Source organism: Sphaerochaeta associata, from assembly GCF_022869165.1.
Lineage (GTDB): Bacteria > Spirochaetota > Spirochaetia > Sphaerochaetales > Sphaerochaetaceae > Sphaerochaeta > Sphaerochaeta associata.
Map to the genome: position 1 here is coordinate 2,658,161 of NZ_CP094929.1, position 24,270 is coordinate 2,682,430.

20 protein-coding genes are annotated in these 24,270 nt (G+C 53.3%); 13 read left to right on the plus strand and 7 right to left on the minus strand.

From position 1 onward, the window contains the following. Window positions 1-88 precede the first annotated feature (88 nt). Entirely contained in the window at window positions 89-955 is an 867-nt protein-coding gene (locus tag MUG09_RS12325) for a helix-turn-helix domain-containing protein (RefSeq protein ID WP_244771732.1), read from the plus strand. On the opposite strand, the gene fucU is transcribed toward MUG09_RS12325, so the two are convergent. Further along, entirely contained in the window at window positions 956-1,381 is a 426-nt protein-coding gene (fucU, locus tag MUG09_RS12330; RefSeq protein ID WP_244771733.1) for an L-fucose mutarotase, read from the minus strand. It abuts the gene before it with no gap. A 101-nt stretch (window positions 1,382-1,482) separates the two neighbouring features. Between fucU and MUG09_RS12335 the strand changes: the two genes are divergently transcribed. Then, window positions 1,483-3,309, plus strand: coding sequence for an L-fucose isomerase (locus MUG09_RS12335; protein ID WP_244771734.1), 1,827 nt, complete (start codon window positions 1,483-1,485; stop codon window positions 3,307-3,309). 129 nt (window positions 3,310-3,438) lie between these two features. Further along, window positions 3,439-4,671 carry a hypothetical protein gene (locus tag MUG09_RS12340; RefSeq protein ID WP_244771735.1) on the plus strand — a complete coding sequence of 411 codons (1,233 nt, stop codon included), beginning with the start codon at window positions 3,439-3,441 and terminating at the stop codon, window positions 4,669-4,671. Here MUG09_RS12340 and yiaK read toward each other — a convergent pair. From yiaK to MUG09_RS12355, 3 genes are read right to left on the minus strand one after another with little or no spacing between them, the layout of a single operon-like run. Then, window positions 4,668-5,669, minus strand: a complete 1,002-nt coding sequence (gene yiaK / locus MUG09_RS12345; protein WP_244771736.1) for a 3-dehydro-L-gulonate 2-dehydrogenase — start codon at window positions 5,667-5,669, stop codon at window positions 4,668-4,670. The two genes, MUG09_RS12340 and yiaK, sit on opposite strands and share 4 nt — an antisense overlap. Beyond that, window positions 5,669-8,971, minus strand: coding sequence for a UvrD-helicase domain-containing protein (locus MUG09_RS12350; RefSeq protein ID WP_244771737.1), 3,303 nt, complete (start codon window positions 8,969-8,971; stop codon window positions 5,669-5,671). Before MUG09_RS12350 ends, yiaK begins: the two co-directional genes overlap by 1 nt. Then, the gene (locus MUG09_RS12355; protein ID WP_244771738.1) at window positions 8,968-11,583 is read right to left on the minus strand and encodes a PD-(D/E)XK nuclease family protein; all 2,616 of its coding nucleotides are present in this window, start codon (window positions 11,581-11,583) and stop codon (window positions 8,968-8,970) included. Before MUG09_RS12355 ends, MUG09_RS12350 begins: the two co-directional genes overlap by 4 nt. Window positions 11,584-11,626: 43 nt before the next feature. Between MUG09_RS12355 and MUG09_RS12360 the strand changes: the two genes are divergently transcribed. The 3 genes from MUG09_RS12360 to MUG09_RS12370 all read left to right on the plus strand — a co-directional run bounded on the left by MUG09_RS12360 (window position 11,627) and on the right by MUG09_RS12370 (window position 15,152). Then, window positions 11,627-12,493 (plus strand): CPBP family intramembrane glutamic endopeptidase, encoded by an 867-nt coding sequence (locus MUG09_RS12360; protein WP_244771739.1) that lies wholly within the window; start codon window positions 11,627-11,629, stop codon window positions 12,491-12,493. A 58-nt stretch (window positions 12,494-12,551) separates the two neighbouring features. Beyond that, complete coding sequence (locus MUG09_RS12365) at window positions 12,552-14,285, plus strand: capsule assembly Wzi family protein (RefSeq protein WP_244771740.1); 1,734 nt, start codon at window positions 12,552-12,554, stop codon at window positions 14,283-14,285. Between the two features lie 108 nt (window positions 14,286-14,393). After that, a complete protein-coding gene (locus MUG09_RS12370) occupies window positions 14,394-15,152 on the plus strand; it encodes a hypothetical protein (RefSeq protein ID WP_244771741.1) in 759 nt (252 codons plus the stop codon). 81 nt (window positions 15,153-15,233) lie between these two features. Here MUG09_RS12370 and eno read toward each other — a convergent pair whose 3' ends face one another. Continuing rightward, window positions 15,234-16,529, minus strand: coding sequence for a phosphopyruvate hydratase (gene eno / locus MUG09_RS12375; protein WP_244771742.1), 1,296 nt, complete (start codon window positions 16,527-16,529; stop codon window positions 15,234-15,236). A 224-nt stretch (window positions 16,530-16,753) separates the two neighbouring features. On the opposite strand from eno, the gene MUG09_RS12380 reads away from it, so the two are divergent. From MUG09_RS12380 to MUG09_RS12410, 7 genes are all read left to right on the plus strand, one after another. Then, window positions 16,754-16,957 carry a hypothetical protein gene (locus tag MUG09_RS12380; RefSeq protein ID WP_280529366.1) on the plus strand — a complete coding sequence of 68 codons (204 nt, stop codon included), beginning with the start codon at window positions 16,754-16,756 and terminating at the stop codon, window positions 16,955-16,957. Between the two features lie 33 nt (window positions 16,958-16,990). Then, window positions 16,991-17,959 carry a UPF0158 family protein gene (locus MUG09_RS12385; protein ID WP_244771743.1) on the plus strand — a complete coding sequence of 323 codons (969 nt, stop codon included), beginning with the start codon at window positions 16,991-16,993 and terminating at the stop codon, window positions 17,957-17,959. 59 nt (window positions 17,960-18,018) lie between these two features. Beyond that, window positions 18,019-18,765: a glucosamine-6-phosphate deaminase gene (locus MUG09_RS12390; RefSeq protein WP_244771744.1), complete on the plus strand. Its 747-nt coding sequence runs from the start codon at window positions 18,019-18,021 to the stop codon at window positions 18,763-18,765. 113 nt (window positions 18,766-18,878) lie between these two features. Next, window positions 18,879-19,952, plus strand: coding sequence for a mannonate dehydratase (gene uxuA / locus MUG09_RS12395; protein WP_244775387.1), 1,074 nt, complete (start codon window positions 18,879-18,881; stop codon window positions 19,950-19,952). Between the two features lie 2 nt (window positions 19,953-19,954). Next, on the plus strand, window positions 19,955-20,668 hold the full coding sequence (locus tag MUG09_RS12400; protein ID WP_244771745.1) for a GntR family transcriptional regulator: 714 nt from the start codon (window positions 19,955-19,957) through the stop codon (window positions 20,666-20,668). A gap of 9 nt (window positions 20,669-20,677) precedes the next feature. Beyond that, on the plus strand, window positions 20,678-22,282 hold the full coding sequence (locus tag MUG09_RS12405) for a mannitol dehydrogenase family protein (RefSeq protein WP_244771746.1): 1,605 nt from the start codon (window positions 20,678-20,680) through the stop codon (window positions 22,280-22,282). A 27-nt stretch (window positions 22,283-22,309) separates the two neighbouring features. After that, the gene (locus tag MUG09_RS12410; RefSeq protein WP_244771747.1) at window positions 22,310-23,236 is read left to right on the plus strand and encodes a YitT family protein; all 927 of its coding nucleotides are present in this window, start codon (window positions 22,310-22,312) and stop codon (window positions 23,234-23,236) included. On the opposite strand, the gene MUG09_RS12415 is transcribed toward MUG09_RS12410, so the two are convergent. Together MUG09_RS12415 and MUG09_RS12420 are read right to left on the minus strand one after the other, a co-directional pair. After that, a complete protein-coding gene (locus MUG09_RS12415; RefSeq protein ID WP_244771748.1) occupies window positions 23,195-23,875 on the minus strand; it encodes an LrgB family protein in 681 nt (226 codons plus the stop codon). The two genes, MUG09_RS12410 and MUG09_RS12415, sit on opposite strands and share 42 nt — an antisense overlap. Next, window positions 23,868-24,239 (minus strand): CidA/LrgA family protein, encoded by a 372-nt coding sequence (locus tag MUG09_RS12420; RefSeq protein ID WP_244771749.1) that lies wholly within the window; start codon window positions 24,237-24,239, stop codon window positions 23,868-23,870. Before MUG09_RS12420 ends, MUG09_RS12415 begins: the two co-directional genes overlap by 8 nt. Between the last annotated feature and the right edge of the window lie 31 nt (window positions 24,240-24,270).

Sequence of the window (24,270 nt, forward strand, 5' to 3'; positions counted from 1 at the left end):
CTCAAGTACGTTGCACTATATACAATAGTGTGACATTTTTCTAAAGATTTACCTTGACAGAATAGTCAATTTCTAGCACGATTTTATCATGTCGAGTTTCACCCTGTCCGAATCCATGTTCTTCCGGGAAAACCGTCTTCCCATCAAGGTGCTGCTTCGGGACCCGGAAATTCCCTTCTCCTTGCACAGCCACGATTTCTATGAGCTTGTGGTAGTGGTTTCAGGGAAAGGCACCCATCTCTTGTCCAATGACAGCCGGCATTTGCAGGAAGGCATGGTATTCTTCATCAAGCCGGGGACGGCCCACGGCTATACGGATATTGACAATCTCGTTCTCTACGATGTCCTGATCGGGCGTAAAGCCCTCAGCGGTCACCTCAGCGACCTGAGCGAGGTTTCCGGCTTTCAGGAAGTCTTTTTACAAAGCAATGGTGAAATACCTTTGGTGCGAATGAACTGCCACCAGATTGCGGAAATCATCGCCCTGGTCAGTGCAATAAAGGAAGAGTCAGAAAAACTGGATTACGGCAACGGGGCTTCAGCGATGGCCTACTCCAAGCTGCTTCAGCTCTTGATCCTCATCAGTCGCTTCCACACCGCCCGAAAAGGAGGCGTGTTCCAGCCCGACCAACGCCTGGAGCGGGTCATCGCCTTCATGGAACAAAATATCGACCGGAGTCTTTCATTGGAGGAGTTGGTCGCCTATTCCAACATGAGCGCGAGCACGCTCAACCGACAATTCAAGCTCTCAACCGGCTGGTCGCCGGTAGATTTTCACATCCACCGGCGCATCGCCTTTGCCTCCACATTGCTGCTCACCACAAACCTGAGCATCGAGCGCATCAGTGAAAAAACAGGCTTTTCCGATGCCAATTACTTTGCCAGGCAGTTCAGAAACCACATGCAGATGAGCCCGAGGCAGTATAAACAGCTGTGGACGACCCCCCATCCTTGATCAGACCACTACGCCTTTCTTGAGAATGATGTTTGCGTACAGCGCCGATTCCCCGGTAGCTACGACGGCATACGCCTTGCGGCTGCGCTCATAGAAGGCAAACCGTTCCAGATGTTCAAAGCCCTTGAATGCAGGATCGCCGGCCTTGGCTATGGTCTCATACGATGCCCAAATCGGAGTTTGGACAGTGTCGCCGGCAACCTTCTCCATCAAGAACGCATTGGGGGCATAGCTGTCCAAGGGGAAAAGTTGAAGGACGGCCTTCAGAATTTCTTCGACACCATGACCGTCGAGGCGAACCACACGACTGTTCATCGAAGCAGCGGGAAAGTTTCCATCACCGATGACCAATTCATCACCGTGACCCATCTCCATGAGAATCTTCAAGAGTTCGGGACTCAGAATGGAAGGAATAGTTTTCAGCATAGGACGCTCCTGTACAATTTGGATTGCAATTGCCTCAATCGTGTGCCATACTACACATGATGTAAACGATTACATTCCTATCATATACCAAGGGGGACAATATGGCAAATATATCTGGAATGAAAAATGTAGGTCCTGAGAAGCGTTACGCTTCCTCACTTCCCAAGATCGGAATCAGGCCGGTTATCGACGGAAGACAGAGGGGTGTGCGCGAGTCGCTTGAAGATCAGACCATGAACATGGCCAAGGCGGCTGCAAAGCTGATCAGCGACAATGTGTTCCATGGAACCGGAGAGCGTGTTGAATGCGTCATCGCCGACACCACCATCGGCCGCGTCCGCGAGAGTGCAGACTGTGCCGAGAAGTTTGCCAGGGAAGGGGTTGCAGTAACCTTGACCGTTACCCCCTGCTGGTGCTATGGAACGGAAACTTTCGACATCGATCCGATGACCATAAAGGCTGTCTGGGGTTTCAACGGCACCGAACGGCCGGGTGCCGTGTACCTTGCGGCGGTACTTGCCGCCCATACCCAGAAAGGCCTGCCCGCGTTCGGCATCTACGGTCGCGATGTGCAGGACAACAGCGACACATCCATTCCCGATGATGTTTCAGAGAAAATCCTCCGTTTCGCCCGTGCAGCCCTTGCAGTGGCTACCATGAGAGGCAAGAGCTACTTGTCCATCGGCGGCATGTCAATGGGCATCGCAGGTTCGCTGGTCGACCAGGACCTGCTGCAGAGCTATCTGGGCATGAGAACCGAAGTCGTCGACATGTGCGAGATCGAACGGCGCATCGCCGAAGAAATCTACGACCCCGAGGAGTACAAGAAAGCCATTGCATGGGTTCGTGAGAACTGTATTCAGGCCGAGGATACCGTCAACGCTCCTGAAAACCGCAGAAGCGAAGAGCAGTTGAAAAAGGATTGGGAATACTGCACCAAGATGACCATGATCGGCCGCGACCTCATGATTGGAAACAAGAAGCTCGAAAAGCTTGGATTCAAGGAAGAGGCTCTCGGTCACAACGCCCTGTTTGCAGGCTTCCAAGGCCAGAGACAGTGGACCGACCACTGGCCCAACGGTGATTTCATGGAGACCATGCTCACCACCAGCTTCGACTGGAACGGAATCCGCGAGCCCTACATCATGGCCACCGAGAACGACCACCTCAACGGCATCGCCATGCTCTTCTGCAAGCTTTTGACCAACCGAGCGGCAATCTTCAGCGATGTTCGCACCTACTGGAGTCCCAATGCCGTCGAGCGTGTGACCGGTTGGAAGCCAGAAGGCTTGGCCAAGGATGGATTCATCCACCTCATCAACAGCGGTGCCACGACCTTGGATGCCGCCGGGCAGATGAAGAACAAAAAGGGCGGGAGCGAGATGAAGCATTATTGGGAAATCACCGAGGAGGATGTAAGAAAGACCCTCGAGAATACCCGCTTCAGTGTTGCAAACTGCGGCTATTTCCGCGGCGGCGGATTCAGCTCCACCTTCCTCAGCGAGGGGGGCATGCCGCTGACCATGGTTCGCGTCAATCTGGTCAAGGGCGTCGGCCCGGTACTGCAGCTCGCAGAAGGCTGGACCTGCGAAGTCCCCGAGCAGGTTTTCGATACCATCAACAAGCGGACCGACCAGACTTGGCCGACCACGTGGTTCGTGCCCAGGACCGATGGCAAGGATGGTCCGTTCAAGGACGTATATTCGGTGATGGCGAACTGGGGAGCCAACCATGGCGCACTCAGCTACGGACACTTCGGCGCCGACTTGATCACCCTCTGCTCGATGCTGCGCATCCCTGTATGCATGCACAACGTTGAAGAGGACCAAATCTTCCGCCCCAGTGCCTGGTCGATGCTCGGCATGGACAAGGAAGGAGCAGACTTCCGCGCCTGCTCCACCTTCGGCCCGTTGTACGGCAAGTATTGATCAGCGTAACACTTCGTGTGCAGGGTCGGCGGTTGTGCCGGCCCTGTTTTTTTCGAAGGTGGTCGAAATGCATGCTTTTGCCTGTACAAGCAGTACAACCAGGATTATGCTACACAACTGGAGAAATGTATGGAAACAATGATTACTGCATGGAAGGAAGACCTTGCCCGTCAAGGGAAAACCGAGCAACAAATTGAGATTGTGGCGCAAGAGCAGCAGGCATCTGCTTCACAATTGCAGGAGTACCTTGATCAAGAGGAAGCAGAGCTGGTCTCCCTCAAGCGCATGGGCGCAAGGTTTGAGCTGGTAAGCCAGGCAAATGGTGCAACCTTGCACACCAAGGCTCTGATCCTGCTGGCCATCCAGTTTGCCATCTCCCGACTGCCCTCTCTCTTCGGCTTTCCCGTCACCGACGCCTCATTACCCTATTACCTGCTGAATGTCTCATTCCTTGTCTTTCCCTTCATGGCAATCTATCTCTCCCGTAATTGGAACAAGCAGATCCTCATCTACCTTGGGGCGCTTGCCTTGCTCTGCCTTGTGGTGAATCTTCAGCAGGCGAACAAGGCTGTCGTCAAGGAAACAACCTTCATTCTCAGCTCCCTTCACCTGCCTCTGCTCGGAATCCTCAGCCTCGTAATGTTTCAAACACCACAAACATTCAGCCAAAAACTCAGCCGGCACCTGCGCTTCATCGGCGAGGCAGGCTTACTCACCTTCCTGCTCTGCTGTGCCACCTTTGTGGTGATGATGCTCTCGGTCACCCTCTTTGAGACGATAGGCATCCGGATCGAGGATGGCGTGGCTCAGTTCCTGGTCACATCAATCCTGCCGTTGCTGCCCTTGCTTGCCGTGCATCTGGTCACCGTCAAGGGCCGGAAGCTGGGACAGCTGACCCGTCTGCTCGCCTCACTGTTCCTGCCGGTATTCACTGCAGTAATGCTCATATTCCTTGCATTCATGGTGCTCGAAGGAACAGCCGTCAAAGAAGATCGCACGCTGCTGCTCGCCATCGACCTGCTGCTTGCATTGCTGCTGTTGATGATTCTCTATGCAACGGACCTTCTGGAAGAAGAGCAGAACTCCCGCTTCTGGCGCATGATGGTCTTGGTCTCATCCATAACGGCGCTTGTACTTGACTGCGTCGCCTTGGCGGCCATCGGCACGCGCCTGCTTTCCTATGGAGTGAGTGCGAACCGCCTGGCCGTACTGGCCGAAAACCTACTCCTCTTTGCCAATTTGGTGGCTCTGGTGGTCACCTTGGGGAGGCGACGGTCGACGGCAAGAATCCAGGCAGTGTTCCTTTGCATCTATGCTGCTTGGTTTTCCTGTGTCATCCTGTTCTTCCCCATCATCTTCTAGAGGCTCAGAATCTCCTGCCACACCCGCTCATCAATGGGAATACCCTCCCTGAGGTTCTCCTCCTTGATGCGGGTGCGCAACTGGCCGGGAAAGCGTACCGCAGCCGCTCCATCCGCCACCTCGGAATTCTGAAGATCCTCAAGACTTGCATGAATTTCCGCCTCAATCCGATCGCGGTCGGGAAGAGCTGAAAGATGTATTGCCATGAAAATCTGGCTGACCGAACTCTCCTTGCCCATCCGGCCCAATTGACGGGTGGTATTGCCTCCGCTGAGGGCGCTTACAATGAGATCGAGGGCAAGGGCAAGGCTGGTTCCCTTCCAGAATCCGATGGGCAGAGGCCGCTTTGAAGAGAGAATCTGCTTCGCATCGGTGGTAAGATTTCCATCCCGGTCGTAGCCACCTGGAACCGGAAGGCTCTTGTCCTCACGGGCATAGGTCTCAAGCTTGCCATAGCTGAACAGGCTCATTGCAGCATCGACGAGCACCGGCCCGTCCTTTGCAGGAATGCAGAGCACCAAGGGATTGTTGCCGACCTTTGCATCGATGCCGCCCCAAGCGGGCATCAAGGGCATGGTATTGGTCCAGAGTATGCCGATGCAGTCCGCTTCGGCGGCCATCAGGCCGTAGGTTCCCGGACGCATCCAGTGATTCGTATGAGCCAAGGCGACACAGCCGATGGTATGCTGCTTTGCAAGTTCAACGGCACGCTTCATGGCAGCATGGGCATTGAGATTTCCCACCCCCTGCCTCCCGTCCCACCGTTCAAGAGCACCAAAAGAGGCAACCAACTCGGGTTTTGCGTGCACATCGATGAGACCGTCGTCGATCATCCGAATCATGAACGGAAAGCGATTGGCCCCATGAGTGTAGACACCTTCGGCCGAAGTCTCCCCGACAAGGTGTGCGCATAGCTTGGCATCCTCTGCATGCATGCCGCGCCCGACCAATACCTTCTCAAATTGTTTCACCAGTGTTTCAAAGGGTATCCGCATCATTAGGTTTCTTCCTCCCATATCACGATATCCTGTACATCACGAAGATAGACCACACACCCTTTGACCGGGCATTGATGGATCCTTCTCATCGCCTGCATATAGGTCTCTACCTGGAATCGGTGGACCTCTTCATCACGGAACCTGTCGGTCTTGAAGTCGACAACCAGATAGTGGTCATCCCGCTTGACCAACAGGTCGATCGAACCTTCAGCCACCACCTCTCTGCCCTCATGCTCCACCACCGAGAAAAATCCCACCTCACTTGAGACCGAGTAGGGCTCAACTTCTTTTTTATACCATGAACTTGAAAAGAATGCATCGCAAAGCATTTGAGCATCCGCGATCACCTGCTTGTGCATCGAGCCGCTCAGGGAGGGAGGAAGCAACGCCTCAGGATTGACTGCTTTATCATGTTGTACCAACGCTTCACACAGAGCATGAACGAAGGTTCCGAAATCAGCAGCCAATGCTTCACCAAGCAACGCATCGGAAGGCAAGACAGGCAAGGCTTTGGCTGTTTCCGAGAAAATCGGCTCATGAAGGCTGGTTACCGCATAGCGAATCGGTCTGAGGTCATATGGCTCGTTCTGCTGGGCATACCAAGTACCTGCTGTTTCGATCCGCCTTGCAAAAGCCCCTTCATCCTCGCCTCCTTGGTCGTACAGGAAGGACTCTGCGATGGGAGCAATGCGTTTAACCGTTACAATTCCCTGCTCACATGCCGGATCATCAATGTCGATCCCCAACGCTTGGCAGAGCATGAGAAGCAATGTCGAGGCCCTGCCGTCATCTGCAAGGGATCGGTTGTTCCTGGAAAAACATCCACTGACCACCAGATGGGTTTCTGCACGCGTGAGGGCAACATACAAAAGCCTCTTCAGCTCGGCGCGGTTCAATTGGGCTTCGGTTCCCTTATCCAGCAATTGTCCGGCATGCCGGGCTGCCTCAATTTGGGTCTCACTGACGGAAAAAGGCACCGACAGATAATGAGGGATGGGGATACCTTGGTAGGTCGAAATCAGATCCTCCTCCGCCTTGCCCTTCGAGCCGGTATTGGCAACCACCACGATGGGGAATTCCAAGCCCTTGGACTTGTGAATGGATAGGATCTGAACCCCTTGCTCCTGCTCCTTGAGGATGTCCAGATCGTTGATCTTCTCGTTCTGGGCAAGATTATCTCTCAGAAAATCCACAAATTGGCTGAGACTCTTGCCCTGTTGCTGCTGCATCTGGGCAAGACGGTGCAGAAACGTATAGTGCTCGACATACACCTGATAGGAAGGTTTTGATACCAGACTGAGATAATATCCGCTCTCATACCAGAGCAAGGAGACCAAAGAGCTCAAGCTTGCAGTAGCACTGGCTTTCACCAGTCGCTCATAGAATGCTTTCAGGGCTTCCAAGCGATCTCGATCCTCCGATCCAATCGTATCAGGAGCTGCAAACAAGGCAGTATCCAAAACAAGGGTCATTGCCAAGTCGCTGAGATTGCAGAACGGAGAGCGCAGCACCGTCATATAAGCATGCCGGTCCTCCGGGTAGAGCACCAGCTGAAGCATGGCGTACATATCGTTTGCAGGAGCTTCGAGCATCAAAGAGCGGGCCGCCTGGACTGTATAGGGAATGGAAAACCTGCGCAGCGCTTTCTCAAAACTCAGCTGGCTGCCGGTGGTTCTCAGAAGCAAGGCGATATCACTGCTTTCCGGTCTTCGGGGCCCCTCTTTCGATGGAATGAGATAGGAGTCGGTATGCAGCATTTCATCAATCAAGGCAGCGATGGCAAACGCTTCTGCCTCGGCATCGGCGGCGTCATCCTCATCGGTCTTGGCCTCATACGGCTTGACCAGCAGGGTACACCTGCTTTGGATGCCTTCTGAGGCAGCACGATAGCCCAAGGCTGAGAAGTCAGCCTCAAAGCTCTCGCCATCGTTATGCATCACCGCCGGAAACAGCGTATTGAACCACTGGATCAAAGCCGGCTCGCTTCGATAGTTGGTATCGAGTTGGATGTGGCGGCCGCCTATCGCTGCAAGTTCCGAACTCAGACGCTTGAACACGCTTACATCCGATCCGCGGAAGCGATAGATCGACTGCTTCTCATCCCCGACGAAAAAGAGCTTGTCCACCTTCAAATCCGATGGCAGGGGAACTGTGTCCACTTCCCTATCCATTCGCTCGGAAAGCAGGTAGAGCAAATCCTTTTGTTGTTCGTTGTTGTCCTGAAACTCGTCAATCATAATGTACTTGTACGCCTGCTTGTAGTATCGGCGCAAATTCTTGTTCCGCTTGAGAATGTCTACGGCAAGAGAGGAGACATCGGAAAAGGTCAGCACCCCGCTTTGCCGTTTCTGCTTTTGATACGAGGCAATATACTCGTTCATGAAGTGAAGGACAGCCTCAAGTTTCGATTCACCCAGCAGAATGGAAAGGGCGATGCAGAGTTTCTTTCTCAACTGCACCAGCATATCAAGGGTGTCCTTGATGTATAGCAGCTGTTCAGCCTTCCCCCCTCCGGGCTTTCGGAAATATCCTAGATTCGAGCACAGGATGCGATGCGTCTCTGCAAGATTGGAACTACCCTCCAACGAGGATCGAAGCAGCAGGGCAGCGTCTCTGGCAGTCTGAACGGTCTTGGAAGAGTCGGTCAGGTTCGCGTAGCTATCCAGAAGTGTTGTGAAGGGCAGCCAGCTCTGGTCATACACAGAGCGGACGGCAGAGAGAATCTGCTGCTTCGCATCGGAAGGAAGCACTCCGGGAAGGCAGTAGCTGTAGCTGGCCAGTCGGACCAGTACCTCGTCAATCAGCTTGTCGGGAGTGTACAAGCCGCTGAGGAGCCGAGCACCTTCCTGCTGCGGCCAAGTGTCAAGCAATTCAGTGGCGCACCGTCGGGCATTTCTAAGGTTCTGCTCATCATCGATGATAAAATCCTGGGCGATGCCGTAGTAAAGGGAGTCACTTCGCACAATCTGGCTGCAGAAGCTGTCGAGGGTGGATATGGAGGCTTCACTAAAACCGGCGAGCTGGCGTGCAACCTCACTATCATTACGGCAGGAAAGCAGGTGGTGATGAATACGCTGGTGCATCTCTCGAGCCGCTTTTCGGGTAAAGGTGAGGGTGAGAATCTGATGTACCTCAGCCTTTGCTTCCAACACGAGACGCAAAAAACGGTAACTGAGGACGGTCGTTTTTCCCGACCCCGCCCCTGCACTTACCACACAGTTGACGTCACAATGCACAGCCTCAAGCTGATGCTTATCCAGATTTGCCTTGCTCTGCAGCAAAAAGTCCTCAAATTTGCTCATCGGGTTGCAAACCTCCTTCGACAAAGCGGGCGGTAGTCACAACCACTGCAGTGTTGCTTGGATGGCGTAGCCATAAAGGCACCACCCTCAAGTGCATCGGAAATGGAGCTCAAACATCCATCAAGCAGCTCCTCTCCGAGCAGAGCTTCTTCACTATCTTCATACGTCCAGAGACTTCGGTACCGCTCTTCCTTGATGCTGTAATACGCGGCATGGGAAGCATCTGCTTTGAGCACCTGCTGGACCAATACCCGATAGAGCGGCAGCTGATAGGATTCAAGCGGCTCCTTGAGTCTCGTCATCGGTGCCTCTCCTTTCTTGTAGTCGATGACTGCATAGTGCCTGCCATCGGGGGGATTGAGACAGATGATGCGGTCGATGCGTCCATGCAAAAGCATGGCATCACGCTCAAAGGAGAGCTCATGCTCGAACAGAATCGATTGGGTGTGGCTGAACAGCTTTGCTTCCTGCTCGAGAATGGCAAGCACCTTCTCCCTGTACTCGGCGATGATCCAGCTGCGGATCGAAGGAGTGGGGCCTTCACTGCCATATAGCTCGGTGAGCGTGCTGTCGAACAACGAAGCAAGCTGATTGCGATACTGATCAAGCAATGCAGGATCAAAGTTCCCAACTGATGAGAAGAACCGTTGATAGACCAGGTGCAGCAGGTTCCCGATCATCAGATGGTCGACCCGCTGTACGTCAAAATCCTCTTTTGTGACCTTATAGAGGTAGTGAACAAGCCACGCATACGGACAGCGGTTGAAGAGATCTATTTTAGTAGGGGACAATTCAAGCAGTGCTTTTCCCTCACGCTCCTCAAGAAGCCGACTCACCAAGGTTTTTGGAATCGGATGGCGGGTGTAATCGTCTCTGCGCGGCAGGAGGGAGGTTCTAGAGGCTTGCAGGAAAAACCGTATCTGACTGTCCAAAGAGCGAGCCACCGCTCGCTGATTTTGGCTGTAGAGTTCCAGCTCTTGCAAATAGGGATCCTCAGAAAGGTTGGGACTTGATTCATGATTGAGCAGCGCATCCTCCTCCATGAACAAAGACGGTGGCAGCATCTCACCTTCATACCGCTTGGCATGGCAGGAGAGAGTGACCCTTCCATCGCCCAAACTAGCAGCAAGCAAGTTGGCCCTGGTGGTATCGATTTCCTTGCGATATGATTCCTCAATCTGAGAGGGAAGAAACGCAAGAGGCCTTTCAATGGTAGCGGCACTCTCCCCGTCCAGAGCAAGTATGAAGAGATGGTCTGCGATTACCGTCGCTGCCTGCGGCCAGGCATAGACGGCGATACCGCCTTTGCGCTGTTGCGGTACGTAGAGTTTAGTCTGAAGATAGGAGAGCAGGTAGGAAAAAAGGTTTGGATACACTACGAGCGAACATCGCTGCATGGCACTCTTGATGTGGTCGATGGCATCGAGGCAGAAGGAGTATACATCCTCACCCTCGGTACCCTTCCACTGCTCGGGTGTGAAATAGGTATCCTGGAAGTGGTTGAGCTTGCGTCTGAGCATCTCAATGTCATTTGCAGTTACAATGTCGATGATGCTCTGCTTCAGGCCGCGGTACCAGGAACGCAGGTCATTGTCTGCAAGCATTTGTGTGAATTGATCGTGTGTTTTCAACGAGCCATGGACGATTGACTTGTCCACCGCACGCCTGAGGAAGCGGTGATGCAACTCGCGGTCCTTATAAGGGATGCCGGGGTCGAGCAACAGGGACTTCAGGCTCTCCAGGCTGAATTGATTGTCATAGACCTCCTGCAGGCGCTGAAGGAACCTGCCGCTGGGGTACTGCAGGGCAAGCTTGCCCTCCCGGATGACCAAGGGAACATCGTACAACGCCGCCTCTTCCTCAAGCACGGGCAGCAGGATGTCCGAAGCTGCACAGCCGATGACGATGGAATGAGCGGAAACTCCTTCAGATAGCAGGCTGCGGATCCTGCGCAATGTTGTCTTGATTTCCATCACATGGTTGCCAAAGACTTCCAAGGTGGCAAGCTTTACCGCCGGAGTCGGACGCAAGGTCAACCAAGCTGGACAACCCAATGAAGTGAAGAGGTCTTGCGCCCCTCCGATGGTGTCGGTAAACAAAATGCAGTACCGTTTGGAAAGGTCCCAATCACCGCTCAGGCATGGCTGTGCATATCGTGGTTCGAAGAGCGAGTGTTCGGCTAGAAACTGCTGATACAGCTGGTAGAGCAAAAGCAGATCCCGCTGCATCTCATCGGCGAGCAAGGGGAGAGCCTCTGCTTCGATGGCTTCTCTCAGTGAGGGCAGAATCGAGGAAATATAGCTGATGAAACGGCCGTTTGCCTCCGGATATCGCGGATTGACCAAGCTGGGCAGGGCAAGCCCACCAGCAAGCATTTGGTGTACGAACAAACTTCTTATCAGGGAATTGGCGGGGACAAGGTGTTCTTCGTGCTTAAGAAACATCGAGCGGAAGGTATCGAAGGAGATTGCACGCTCGGAAAGTATTGCACGCTTGTTGCTGTGCAAGGCGTAGTCGACCAGATATGAGCGAGCCGCCACTTCGGTGGGAAACACACACACAAATCCTTCATCAAATGCTTGTTGTACGTAGCTACGTTTACTGCTCACCATGCATTGCAGTATACCATGATTGTGTGTAGGATAAGCCTGTGTGATGAAAAAAGCGATGAAAAATCTCCCTAAACACAGTGAAGTCGACACTACCTATGAAGCTAAGCCGTTGGCTTTCGCCTTGTCCATGGTACTTTCCTTGCTTATGTGGCTTTTGCTGGGCCCTTCGCTTTCCCGCCTGCTCCGACCACTGGGTATCCCCTACCTCACCGCCAATGCTCCATTTCTTGCAATGGTCGGCGGTTTCCTGGCATCCAAGCAGATTTTGCTCAAGCAGCCGCTGAAAAGCCTTCTCACCGACCACCCCGTGTTCCAGACATCGCTGTTCATCAAATCTTTTCTCATCTATTTCCTATCGGCGACAGCATTCCTGCTGGTTGACGTCCTGCTCAACCCGCATTACTACCAGCCGATGACGGGCTCGTCTCCATCGACATACCTGTTGATGCTGCCTTTGGTCCTTCTCCTCACCCCCCTGCAGACGAGTGCAGAGGAACTGGTGCTGCGCATGCTCCCGGTAAGGGCAATCAACAAGGGTCGGTTGAGTCGGGATTCAAGATTACAACTGGTCACCAGCTTGGTTTCAGCACTCCTGTTCGCCGTCCCCCACCTCGGCAACCTCGAACTGACAATCGCCTCGAACCGCTTGGTGGTCGTCCTCTACTATGCCCTCTTCGGCTTTGTGGTCACCTACCTGTGCTTGAAACACAGGGGCTTTGAAATTGCTCTGGCAATCCATGCGGCGAACAACCTCTTCATCGCCTTGGTCTGCAACCACCCATCATCCTCCCTTCCCAGCCTTCCGCTGCTCGAGACAAGCAGGCCGATCGGAACCGTATACGACCTCCGCCAGCTGTGCATCAGCCTAGCCTTGGTAGCATTACTTACCAGAAACCAAAAAGAAAGCTGACAACCAATCACTCCTATGGTATGGTACAAACCATGTATTTCAGAATAAAGGAGTCCTTATGCGCAGCAAATCCACTATATTGATCAGCATCGTTCTCATCTCAAGCACGTTGCTGTGGGCAGGCAATCTGCAGAAAGTCCATCCGCTTGACAGCCCCTTGTACCGTAATCTTGCCACCCTGTACATCCTGCAAGGCAAAGCCCTGCCTTCCACCTCCCTTCCCTATAATGAGGATGAGGCCAAACGGCTGCTCGATCGAATAGACAAAACCAACCTTACAAGCGAAGCCGAACTGGCATTGTACGAGGCAATCAGGAAGGAACTGCAACCAAGCAGAAAGCAAGCAGGAAATTTAGGCTACGATATCAATCTCGATCTCACAACCGAGGTGTATGCTCATATCAATACCTCCGATTTCACTGCAGAACAAGACTGGACGTATGGCTATGGAGAAAGAAAGAGCTTGGGGAACCTCAGTTTCGAAACCTGGCCCGTTGACTCCTTCTACAGCTATTTCGAGCTCTCGCTGATGAACAATTTCGGGGTAGTTTCACAACCCGGATATGATCCTACAAATCCCAATACCCAGCCCAATACGCTGTATGGAAAGTCACCCCTCACCACCAACATCATCATGGTCGAACCCAACAGGATTGAGAACATCGACCTCAACTTCCCCTACCGGGCCTTCGTCAGTCTGGGCTCTGAGCATTGGAACATACAGGTGGGAAGGGACAAGCTGAGCTGGGGGGCCGGCAAGAGCGGAAACCTGATGGTCAGCAACAACATGCCCTACCAGCAGTTCGGCAGGTTCACCACCGGTTTCGACCGCTTCAAGTACACCCTGCTCTCCTCGTTCTATACACATCCCCAAGTATACACTTCCAATTATATAGGAGCCAACGCCCAGGACATTTTGGCCGACGGCATCAAGATGTTCTTGGCCCACAGGGTTGAGTTCAGGTTCCTTCAGGACAAGCTTGGATTGGCTGTCAGTGAGTCAATGATGTATCAGAGCGCAACAGGGTCGATTGACCTGCGCTTTCTCAATCCCGTGGGGTTCTACCACAACCAGTACATCAGGGGCAACTCGAACTCCATGCTGGTTTTCGAGGCAGACTACACCCCGGTCAAGGCATTGAACCTCTATGCCCAACTGGCCATCGACGAGATTGCCTTTGGTGAGGATGTACCTCCTGCAGCCAACTCAAAACCCAATGCCTTCGGCTATCTGGCAGGATTGCAAGGAGCTCTTGGAATTGGTAAGGGAGTTTTCACCTACTCGCTGGAGGGTGCCTATACCGATCCATTCATGTACATGCGCGAGCAGTACGATCCAACTACCAAGCAGTTCGGAGTCGGCTACGATGTCATCGTACGGGTGCTCTCCCACAGTATGGAGAACCTGCGCTACTGGCAGGGCTACCCCTACGGAGGGGATGCCATCGTCGCCCAGCTGAACCTAGGGTACGAAAAGCCCGGCAAGATTCGACTGGAAGCGTCGACGATGTTCATGGTGCATGGAATCCTGGATATCAACAGCACGTGGACCTTGTACAATGGCTCGGGGACCATCGTAACCACTCCTACAACCGAGAACCCCTTCGACAACACGGAAACAGGGTCCATTTCCTACACCCTGCTTCCCACCTTTCTTGCCGAATATTCGCTGAACGATAACTTCAGCGGCATGGTGAACATCGCCGTCCCGATGATCTGGAACAAAGGCAATGACCCAAAAGCCTTCACCTATGATGTACAGCTGAGCCTAGGAGTAACGTACTCGATCTAAAGGCGGAATTCCCTTGCCTTGATACAGAGATGGACAATCTTGCTTTGTGGTTGTATCTTTATACCGTAGCAATGATTGTCCTCTTACAGAGAGAAAGGGGGATGCATCGTGAGAGTGCAGAAACATTCGGTTTTCAGCTTCCTGGCCCTGTTGTGGTTCGTAGCCTCTTCTCTGGTCGATGTCCTTTTTCCAAAGGAAATCTATTTATCGCCTGAACTCTATGCCACCTTCTACCCCAACGATGTCATCAATCTCTTCCTGGGCGGTGTTGCGTTGCTGCTGTCTACACTCAAGACAGTAAGAAAGAGTAGATTCTTCCTTCCTTTCCGATCAGGTATGCTGCTCTTCATCCTGTACAATGCAATTGCATCGGCCTACGCAAACACGAACGGCATGGACATCGTTCTGCTGCTCCTTGCAATTGCAGCGGTGCTGACACTGGTTGAGGCTGAAGAGTACCAAAATCTGCTTACTCTGGGATTCTCCCCTGGCCATGCAAAACGCTATGCATCCCTGCTCATCGTCATGGCCGGCCTCTTCATCCTGCGGGCAGCACTGCAGCTTTTCGGCAAAGAGGTTTCTCCCGGTGAGAAAGGGGTATCCCTTGCAGACGTCCTGCTCTGCACGCTGTGGCTTGCCAATGGAATCGGATTTCTCAGAAATGCTGCTAAATGCTTTATCGCAGCCTTCATCTGCTATATCCACGGCAGCCTGCTGTTTCTCTCACTTTTATTGCTTTTCATACTCCAACCGCTTCTATTGGGGACAGCATTCCCATTTGTTGACTTTGTCGTAATTGCAATGATGAGCACAGCCTTCTTCATACCCTTGGCACTCTTGGCTAAGGAGATGCAACAGCTCCCTTGAGAATAATGAAAGGTTTACACTCTTAACGCAACAGAGGCCACCGCAGTTGCGATGGCCTCTGAATACATTGCAATACTAATCTTACAGAACGCGGAAAGCGTCACGACCAGCGTACTTGGCGGTATCACCGAGGTAGTCCTCGATGCGCAGCAGCTGATTGTACTTTGCAAGACGGTCGGAGCGGCTCATGGAACCGGTCTTGATCTCACCGGTCTCGAGGGCGACTACGAGGTCGGCAATGAAGTTGTCCTCGGTCTCGCCGGAGCGGTGGGATACGACGGAAGTGTACCCGTTGCGCTTTGCAAGGTCGATGGCTTCAAAGGTCTCGGTGAGGGTGCCGATCTGGTTCACCTTGATCAGGATGGAGTTGGCTACGCCCTTCTCAAGACCCATCTTCAGTCTCTCGACGTTGGTTACGAACAAGTCGTCACCCACGAGCTGAACGCGGTCGCCGATACGGTCGGTGAGCATCTTCCAGCCTTCCCAGTCGTCCTCGGCCATGCCGTCTTCGATGCTGATGATCGGGTAGCGGTTGCTCCAGTCTTCCCACAGGTCAACCATCTGAGCGCTGGTCAGCTTCTCACCGGTGGTCCACTTGAGGGTATAGGTCTTGGTCTTCTCGTCATAGAGCTCGGAAGCGGCGGGGTCAAGGGCGATCATGAAATCACCATCGCGACCGGCGGTGTAACCTGCCTTCTTGATGGCTTCCATGATGACCTCGAGGGCCTCTTCGTTGGACTGCAGGTCGGGAGCGAAACCGCCCTCGTCACCTACAGAGGTATTGTACTTCTTTGCCTTCAGAACAGCCTTGAGGTTGTGGAACACTTCGGCGGTCCATCTCAGGCCTTCGCGAAGGGAGGGGGCTCCGATCGGCATGACCATGAATTCCTGGAAGTCCACCTTGTTGTCGCTGTGAGCACCACCGTTGAGGATGTTGGCCATCGGAACGGGAAGTGTGCAGGCGTGGTAGGCGCCAAGATACTTGTACAAAGGCAGGCCGAGGTAATCGGCGGCTGCACGGGCAACGGCCATGGAGACACCAAGGATTGCATTGGCGCCAAGCTTTGCCTTGTTGGGAGTACCGTCAAGAGCAATCATGGCACGGTCGATGGCGACCTGATCCAGAGCATCCATACCTTCAAGCTCGGGAGCGAGGATGTTGTTGACATTGTCGACAGCTTTCAGAACGCCCTTACCCAGATAGCGGCTCTTGTCCCCATCACGGAGCTCGACTGCTTCGTGAACACCGGTGGATGCTCCGGAGGGAACCGCTGCACGGCCCATGGAACCATCCTCAAGAATGACATCTACTTCTACGGTGGGATTACCACGTGAGTCAAGGATTTCCCTGGCTTCGATAAATTCAATAATGCTCATGAATACACTCCTAGTTTCGTAATTAAAATCACACTAAATATATTCGTATCTTTTAACGCTAATGTCAAGGCAAGCGACTTTCTTGGATTTCGTATCCTGCAATGCTTTTCATGAAATCCGACATGCAGCACAAGCATGAGAACCTGTCTGCTTTTAGCAAAAAAGCTGTCGATAATGTGTTGGATCTGTCTACTTCGGGAAACGCATGAGCAAGTGCACAGCGCTTGATCGCCTCCCTTGAAAAAGCAATAACCGACAGAACATTGAATCCCGAAGGATTTGAACCAGTACGAACGTGCAAGGTCAGACTCCATCGCTATTACAGAATCCATATCAAGCGGTTCACACTCTACTATGTTGTCCTCGATGGCACTATGGAAATACGTAGATTCGTATGGCCAAGACGAGACTACTCGAAGCTCCTCTAGCCAGATGAAAAAACAGGCGGTATGATACAAGCCATGGAAACTGTTGCCTACCACATGCCACCGCTTACCGAGGATCTGCTTGGGTCGATCATCTTTGCCATGGAGGACCAAGTCAGTGATTATTTTCTCGATCTCAAAGACGGATCTTTGATCAGCGAGGAAGAGATGCGTTACCTTGAGGAGGATGAAGAGGCGGAGGAGAGCTTTTCTGATGAGCGCTTTGTCTCAATTCCCGATTGGGAGCCCTCGGATGGCTTTCATCTGATGGAAATGTTCGCCAATCGCGTACGCAACCCCCTGTATAGAGAACGTCTGCTCTCTTGCTTGAACAGCGGCAAAGGGGTCTTCCGTAAATTCAAGGATGCCCTTGGAGAACTGCCGGTTCTGGAGAGAAAGTGGTTCTCCTTCAAGGATGAACAGCTCAAGCGTGTAGTTATAACCTGGTATCGGGAGCAGGAGGGAACGCTGGGGTTGCTGAAACTGAAGGAGGATGTGGAGGACCTGACGGAGGACATCCTTTTGGAGGATTTCACCTTCGAAACCTTTGAGGGAACCCCCTCCAGCGAAATCGAAGCCTTCATACAGATAATTCTCGAGGAACTGGAGAACGGCAGGGAACAGGAAGGCCTTGCAAGCCTGTTGCTTTCACGCAGGTTCGAAAGCGAGATGCCCCAGCACTACCAGCTTGCACGAAGTCAGGATGGTAATCTTGCGGCCATGCTCGCCTACATCCCGCTTACCGATGCAGTGGTGGAGGTTCCTTTCTTCGCGGTGAAGCAGGAGTGCCGGGGCTTGGGCCTTTTCCGATTATTGTTCGACGCCTTCAGCCGCCAGATGGCACGCTTTCACTACCGCACGATCATCGTCAATCTTGCAGGATCAGCGGTCTCCTTGGAACGGATATTCTCCCCCTTCTCAGCCCAGACGGCCACCAAGCAGATGGTGCTTTCAACAAGTACGTGGAACAGCAACCACCCCAGCAGCGAAGAAGCTTTTCTCTAGGGTACTACAAACGATGCCCCTCTTCGGGTACACTGAAGTATCTGGGAGGATCTACTACTATGCGCGTCACCATCTGTGAAGACAAACACGACATGGGCTATCAGGCTGCCAAGCTCGGCATTTCCCTTATCAAGGAAGCAATCGAGCAGAAGGGCCGGGCGGTTGTCGTTGTAGCCACCGGACTCAGCCAATTCTCCCTCTACGCACATTTGGGAGATGCCGACCTTGATTGGAGCAAGGTCGAGGCTTTCGGCCTGACCGAGTATGTGAACCTGCCTGACACCCATCCTTCAAGCTTTCGCTACTACCTCAAGACCCGCTTCGTCAAGAAAGTGCAGAACCTCGGCTCTTTTTATGCGATCAACGGCGATGCCGAAAACCTGCATGCAGAAGTCGAGCGTCTCAACACCCTGATACGGGAAAAAGATGTCGATGTCGCCTTTTTAGGCATCGGTGAGAACGGGCATATCGGTTTCAACGACCCTCCGGCGAACTTTGAGACCAACGACCCCTACATCATCGTCGACCTGGAGGAACGTTGCCGCCGTCAGCAGGTCAGCGAGGGCTGGTTCCCCACCCTCGACGAAGTTCCACAGAAAGCCATCACCATGTCGGTGCGCCAGATTCTCAGGGCCAAGAACCTGATCTGCTCGGTTCCCGACCAGCGCAAGGCACGGGCTGTGGCCATGTGCCTGTACGACCAGATTTCCGTCTATGCACCCTGCGCGGCGCTTCGCACCAAGAAGGAGTGCACCCTGCTCTTGGATAAAACCTCATCCATGCTGATCATGGGAGACAGAAGGTAGCAAATCTGCTGAAAAATCCTACAAAAGAAGAAGAAAAATCGCCGTCCTCTTGCATCTAATATATTAGTATGCTAGAGTATTAGTATAAACATAGTATGGAGGCAATCACCATGATGCATATGTCACTTCGTTGGTTCGGCTCAAAGCACGATACCGTCTCATTGGAAAAAATCAAGCAGATTCCCGGCGTAGAGGGAGTAATCACCACCCTGTACGATATACCCGCAGGCCAGGTATGGCCGCTTGCACGCATCCAGGCTCTTAAGGCTGAAGTAGAGGCATCGGGCTTGAAGATATTGGGCATCGAAAGTGTCAACATTCATGACTCCATCAAGATCGGCAGTCCGGACCGCGAAGCGTACATCGCCAACTACATCGAGACGCTGGACAATTTGGGCAAAGAGGGCATCACCACCGTTTGCTACAACTTCATGCCCGTCTTCGACTGGACCCGCACCGATCTGTTCAAGAAGCGCCCCGACGGCTCGACCGTTCTTGCCTACGACCAGAAAATCGTTGATGCAATCGACCCCGAGGTATTTTTCAACCAGACCAACTCCAGTGCACAGGGCTTTGAGATGCCTGGTTGGGAACCGGAGCGCCTTGCAAAGGTGAAGGACCTGTTCGAAGCCTACAAGGACGTCAGTGAGGAGAAGCTTTTTGACAACCTGGTGTACTTCCTCAAGGCCATCCAGCCGACCTGCGAGAAATGGGGCATCAAGATGGCGATCCATCCCGATGATCCGGCCTGGCCCGTATTCGGACTGCCGCGCATCATCACCAGCAAGGAGAAGATCCTGAAAGTCATGAAAGCTGTGGACGCCCCCTTCAACGGGCTCACATTCTGTGCAGGTTCCTTCGGCACCAATCCGAAGAATGATCTGCCGGGCATCATCCGCTCTCTTCCTGGAAGAATCCACTTCGCTCACATCCGCAATCTCCACCACTTTGAAAGCGGTGTATTTGAAGAAGCGGCACACCTGTCCAGCGACGGCTCCTTTGATCTGTATGAAATTGTAAAAGCGCTGCATGACATTGGCTTTGAAGGTCCTGCCCGCCCCGACCACGGTAGAATGATCTGGGGAGAGGTAGCCATGCCTGGATATGGCTTGTATGACCGTGCTTTGGGAGCCTCCTACATCCTTGGGTTGTATGAAGCCATCCAGAAGAACGAGCAGAGGCAGTAAAGATGGCGACCATTGTCCGAGTTACAGCATCGGAGGAGATTTACCAGACGCTCCGTTCGGAAATTCTTTCCCTTCGGTTCAAGCCTGGCGAGGAACTGAATCTGCAGCTGCTGTCCACGCAGCTGCAGGTCAGCCGCTCTCCTGTTCGCGATGCATTGATGCGCCTTTCAAGCGACAACCTGGTCGACATCTTCCCCCAGAAGGGAACCAGGGTCTCCCTGATCAACCTCAAGCAGGTGGAAGAGGAGCGCTTCTTGCGTAAAAGCCTGGAAGAGAATGCGGTAAAAAAGTTCATCTATCAGGGAAGGCCCGAGCATTTTTCAGCAATGGATAAAGCTATCGAGAGCCAGATCGAGGCCATGAAGAGCAACGACTTCATCACCTTCCTGGACGAGGACGACCGATTCCACTCCACTATCTTCAATGCCATCGGCATGCAGAGAATCTGGTCGATCATCAAGGCACAGGGAGGCAACCATCACCGCATCCGCCTCCTCTCCTTCTATGAGAAGAATGTCCTTTCCAACATTATCGAACAACACAAAAACATGGTGGAAGCCCTCAGATCCAAGCAATTGGATGTGATGCTCAACCTCGAGGACAAACACTTGTCCAAACTTCTGCAGGAAACCGAGTGCATGGTCGGACGCTATCCCTCGTATTTCAAGCAGGAGAACGGCTACAGCGGCCTGCAATTACGGGTTGCCAACCAATAGGAGTCATAGATGAAACTTACTGATTCAGGATTGCAAGAAAGAAGCAGCTGGGAAGCCAAAGGCTACACACTCCCATCCTTCGACCGTGCTGCCATGCAGCAGGAGACCAGGAAGAATCCCCTATGGGTTCACTTTGGTGCGGGCAATATCTTCCGGGTTTTCCCTGCAGCCCTGCAGCAGCAGCTGCTTAATGAGGGCTTGAGCAAGGCCGGCATCATCGTAGGTGAAGGCTTCGACTACCAGATCATCGACAAGGTGTATGCCAAGCACGACAACCTCACCCTCATGGTGACACTGAAGAGCGACGGCTCGATCGAGAAGGAAGTCATCGCCTCGGTGGCCTACGCCTATAAGTGTGACCCGCAGTTCGAGGAGGAGTGGAAGTTCTTCAGCGAAACCTTCACCAAGCCCAGTTTGCAGATGGTGAGCTTCACCATCACCGAAAAAGGCTACTCACTGAAGGGCGGCAACGGCGCCTATTATCCCCAGGTCGTCGAGGACCTGGCAAACGGCCCGTCCAAGCCGATCATGTTCCTCTCCAAGCTCACCGCCCTGGTCTATAAACGCTATCAGGCCAAGGCTGGAAAACTCGCCTTGGTGAGTATGGACAACTGCTCGCACAACGGCCAGAAACTCTACGATGCGGTGATGGAAATCGCCCGCATCTGGGAACAGAACGGCCTGGTCGAGAAGGGTTTCTGCAGCTATCTGGACAACAGCGTCTCCTTCCCTTGGTCGATGATCGACAAAATCACCCCGCGCCCGGACGCCAAGGTGGAGGCAATGCTCAAGGCCGACGGCTTTGAGGACACCACGCTTGTCATCACCGACAAGAACACCTACACCGCCCCCTTCGTAAACGCAGAACAGTCTCAGTACCTTGTCATCGAGGACCTGTTTGCCAATGGAAGACCCGCCCTTGAAAAGGCCGGTGTCTACTTCACCGATCGCGACACCGTCAACAAGGTGGAGCGGATGAAGGTGACAACCTGCCTCAATCCCTTGCACACCGCCCTTGCAATCTTTGGATGCCTGTTGGGGCACACCCTGATCAGCGAGGAGATGCGGGATGCCGAGTTGAAGAAGCTCGTTGAAGGCATCGGATATACTGAAGGAATGCCGGTGGTCGTCGACCCGAAGATTCTCGATCCCAAGGCTTTCATCAGCGAGGTCCTGAACACGCGTTTCCCCAATCCGTTCATGCCCGACACCCCCCAGCGCATTGCCACCGACACGTCCCAGAAGCTTGCCATTCGTTTCGGTGAGACGATCAAGGCATACGATGCCGATCCCAAGCTTGAGGTGAAGAATCTGAAACTCATCCCGTTGGTATTCGCCGGATGGCTGCGCTATCTGATGGCCATCGACGATGAGCTGAACAGCTTCACTCCCAGTTCCGATCCACGTCTTGCTGAGGCGCAGGCCTATGTGAAAGACATCAGGATCGGAGACAAGCCAACGGTTGAGCAGCTCAAGGGACTGCTTTCGGATGCAACGATCTTCGGTGTCGATTTGCTCGAGCTTGGACTTGCCGACTTGGTTGTTTCCTACTTCACCAGCCTCATTGAAGGCAAGGGTGCAGTACGCAGGACCTTGCAACAGTACGTCCATTGATGAATACTTCCCTTCAGGGGAGGATGTATGAATACTACTCATAAGCGCCTCGCTCTCGAGGCGCTCTATCTTATTGGAGGGACTGCGTTGGCAGGGTTTGCCGTCGCAGTCTTCATTACCCCGGCCAAAATCGCCAGTGGAGGCGTAAACGGGGTGGCGACCATCATCTACCACCTCAGCGGCTGGGATACCGGCTTTGTCATGCTCTTGATCAGCGTACCGCTCTTTCTGATCGGCATGTCGATCTTTGGAAAAACCTACGGGGCGAAAAGTCTTGCAGGAACCCTGCTGCTCAGCCTCTGGGTCAGTCTCTTCGGCCAGTTGACCGATTACAACGGCTTCCTTCCCTACATCGACCGTATGGACACCCTCCTTTCGGCCATATTCGGAGGAGTGTTGCTGGGCGGCGGCATCGGTATTGTCATGCGATCAGGTGCAAACACCGGAGGAACGGACATCATCGCCCAGATTCTCTCGCGCTTTACACCGCTTCCGTTGGGAACCGCACTGTTTCTCAGCGACGCATCGGTGATCGTACTGGGCGCGGTGGTCTTCGGCCTCGAACGGGCATTATTTGCCGTAATCACCCTCTATCTCTCAGGTCAGATGGTCAATTTCGTCGTCATGAACCTCGGCACCAAGTATGCAAAAACCGCCTACATCGTCAGTGAGCGTCACGAGGCCATCGGCAAGAGGATTATTACTGAACTTCACCACGGTGGAACGCTGATCAGCGGCGTTGGTATTTTCACCGGACGCGAGCGGACCATGCTGCTGGCGGTGGTGCACAACCAGCAGATCAACCACCTCACCCAGATTGTCCACCAAGAGGACCCGAAAGCTTTCATGTTCGTACATGAAACCTATCAAGCCCTGGGCGAGGGGTTCGTACCGATGCAGAAGTTGATCAAGCTAGAAGAAAAGCGGAGCAAGCAAAACCGTCCAAATCGCTGACAAGCTGATGGAAATGGAGCTCATGGCGCCCTCGATCTCACCGATTTCGAGGGCTTTGCTTGTGCCCAAGGCGTGGCTGCACGCCCCGATGCCGACCCCGTGGGCCACCGGGTCGGTGATACCGAATACTTTAGGCAGCACCGGTGCCAGCAGGTTTCCCGCAAGGCCTGTGATAATCGTCGAGGCGATGGTCAATGCCGGAATGCCGCCGAACTGCTCGGTGAGTGCGATTGCCACCGGAGTGGTGACCGACTTGGAAAGCAGACTGGCCAGTATCGTTCGGTCCAGGCCCAGAAGGTCGCAGCTGATGCGCACCGTCGCCAACGCAGCAACTGCGCCCGCAAGCGTTCCTAGAAGTACAGGAAGGAAGGAGCCCAGCAAGGTCTTGCGCTGACGATAGATGGTCAAGGCCAACACTGCAGTGACAGGGGCAAGGAACATGAGAATGAAGGAAGAGCCTTCCTCATATACTTCAACTGGGATACCGAAGGCGCTCAGAAAGCCTACGACCAGCAGCATGGCGATGATCAGGGGATTGGCCAGGGGCGTTTTCAGTTTCTTGTTCACCCACATCCCGATTCTGAAAGCTACGATGGACAGTGCTATGCCAAACAAGGGGGAGCTGAGAATCTCAAGCATGCCTCCTCCCTGCCAGTGCTTTCTGCACCCGGCCCACAAGCACCACCGTCCAGCTTGCAGCTGCAAAACAGGTGATGACACTGACGATATTGACGAGCAGCAACTGCCACCAGATGCTGTTGATGATGTCCATATAACGGATGATGCTCACCCCGGGGGGAATGAAGAAGAAGGTCATGTTGCGCAGCATGAAATCCGCACTTTCACCGAGGGCTTGCTCCTTGAGAAGCTTGGTTGAGAGCAGGACAAGAACCAGCAGCATGCTGACGACACTGCCGGGAAATGAGAATGGAAGGAGAGCGGAAATCAGATCTCCCACCAAACAAAGGCCAAAGATTACTGCAAGCTGGGTGAGGTATTTCATGAGCCTTTACCATACCCTATTGGAAGGCTTT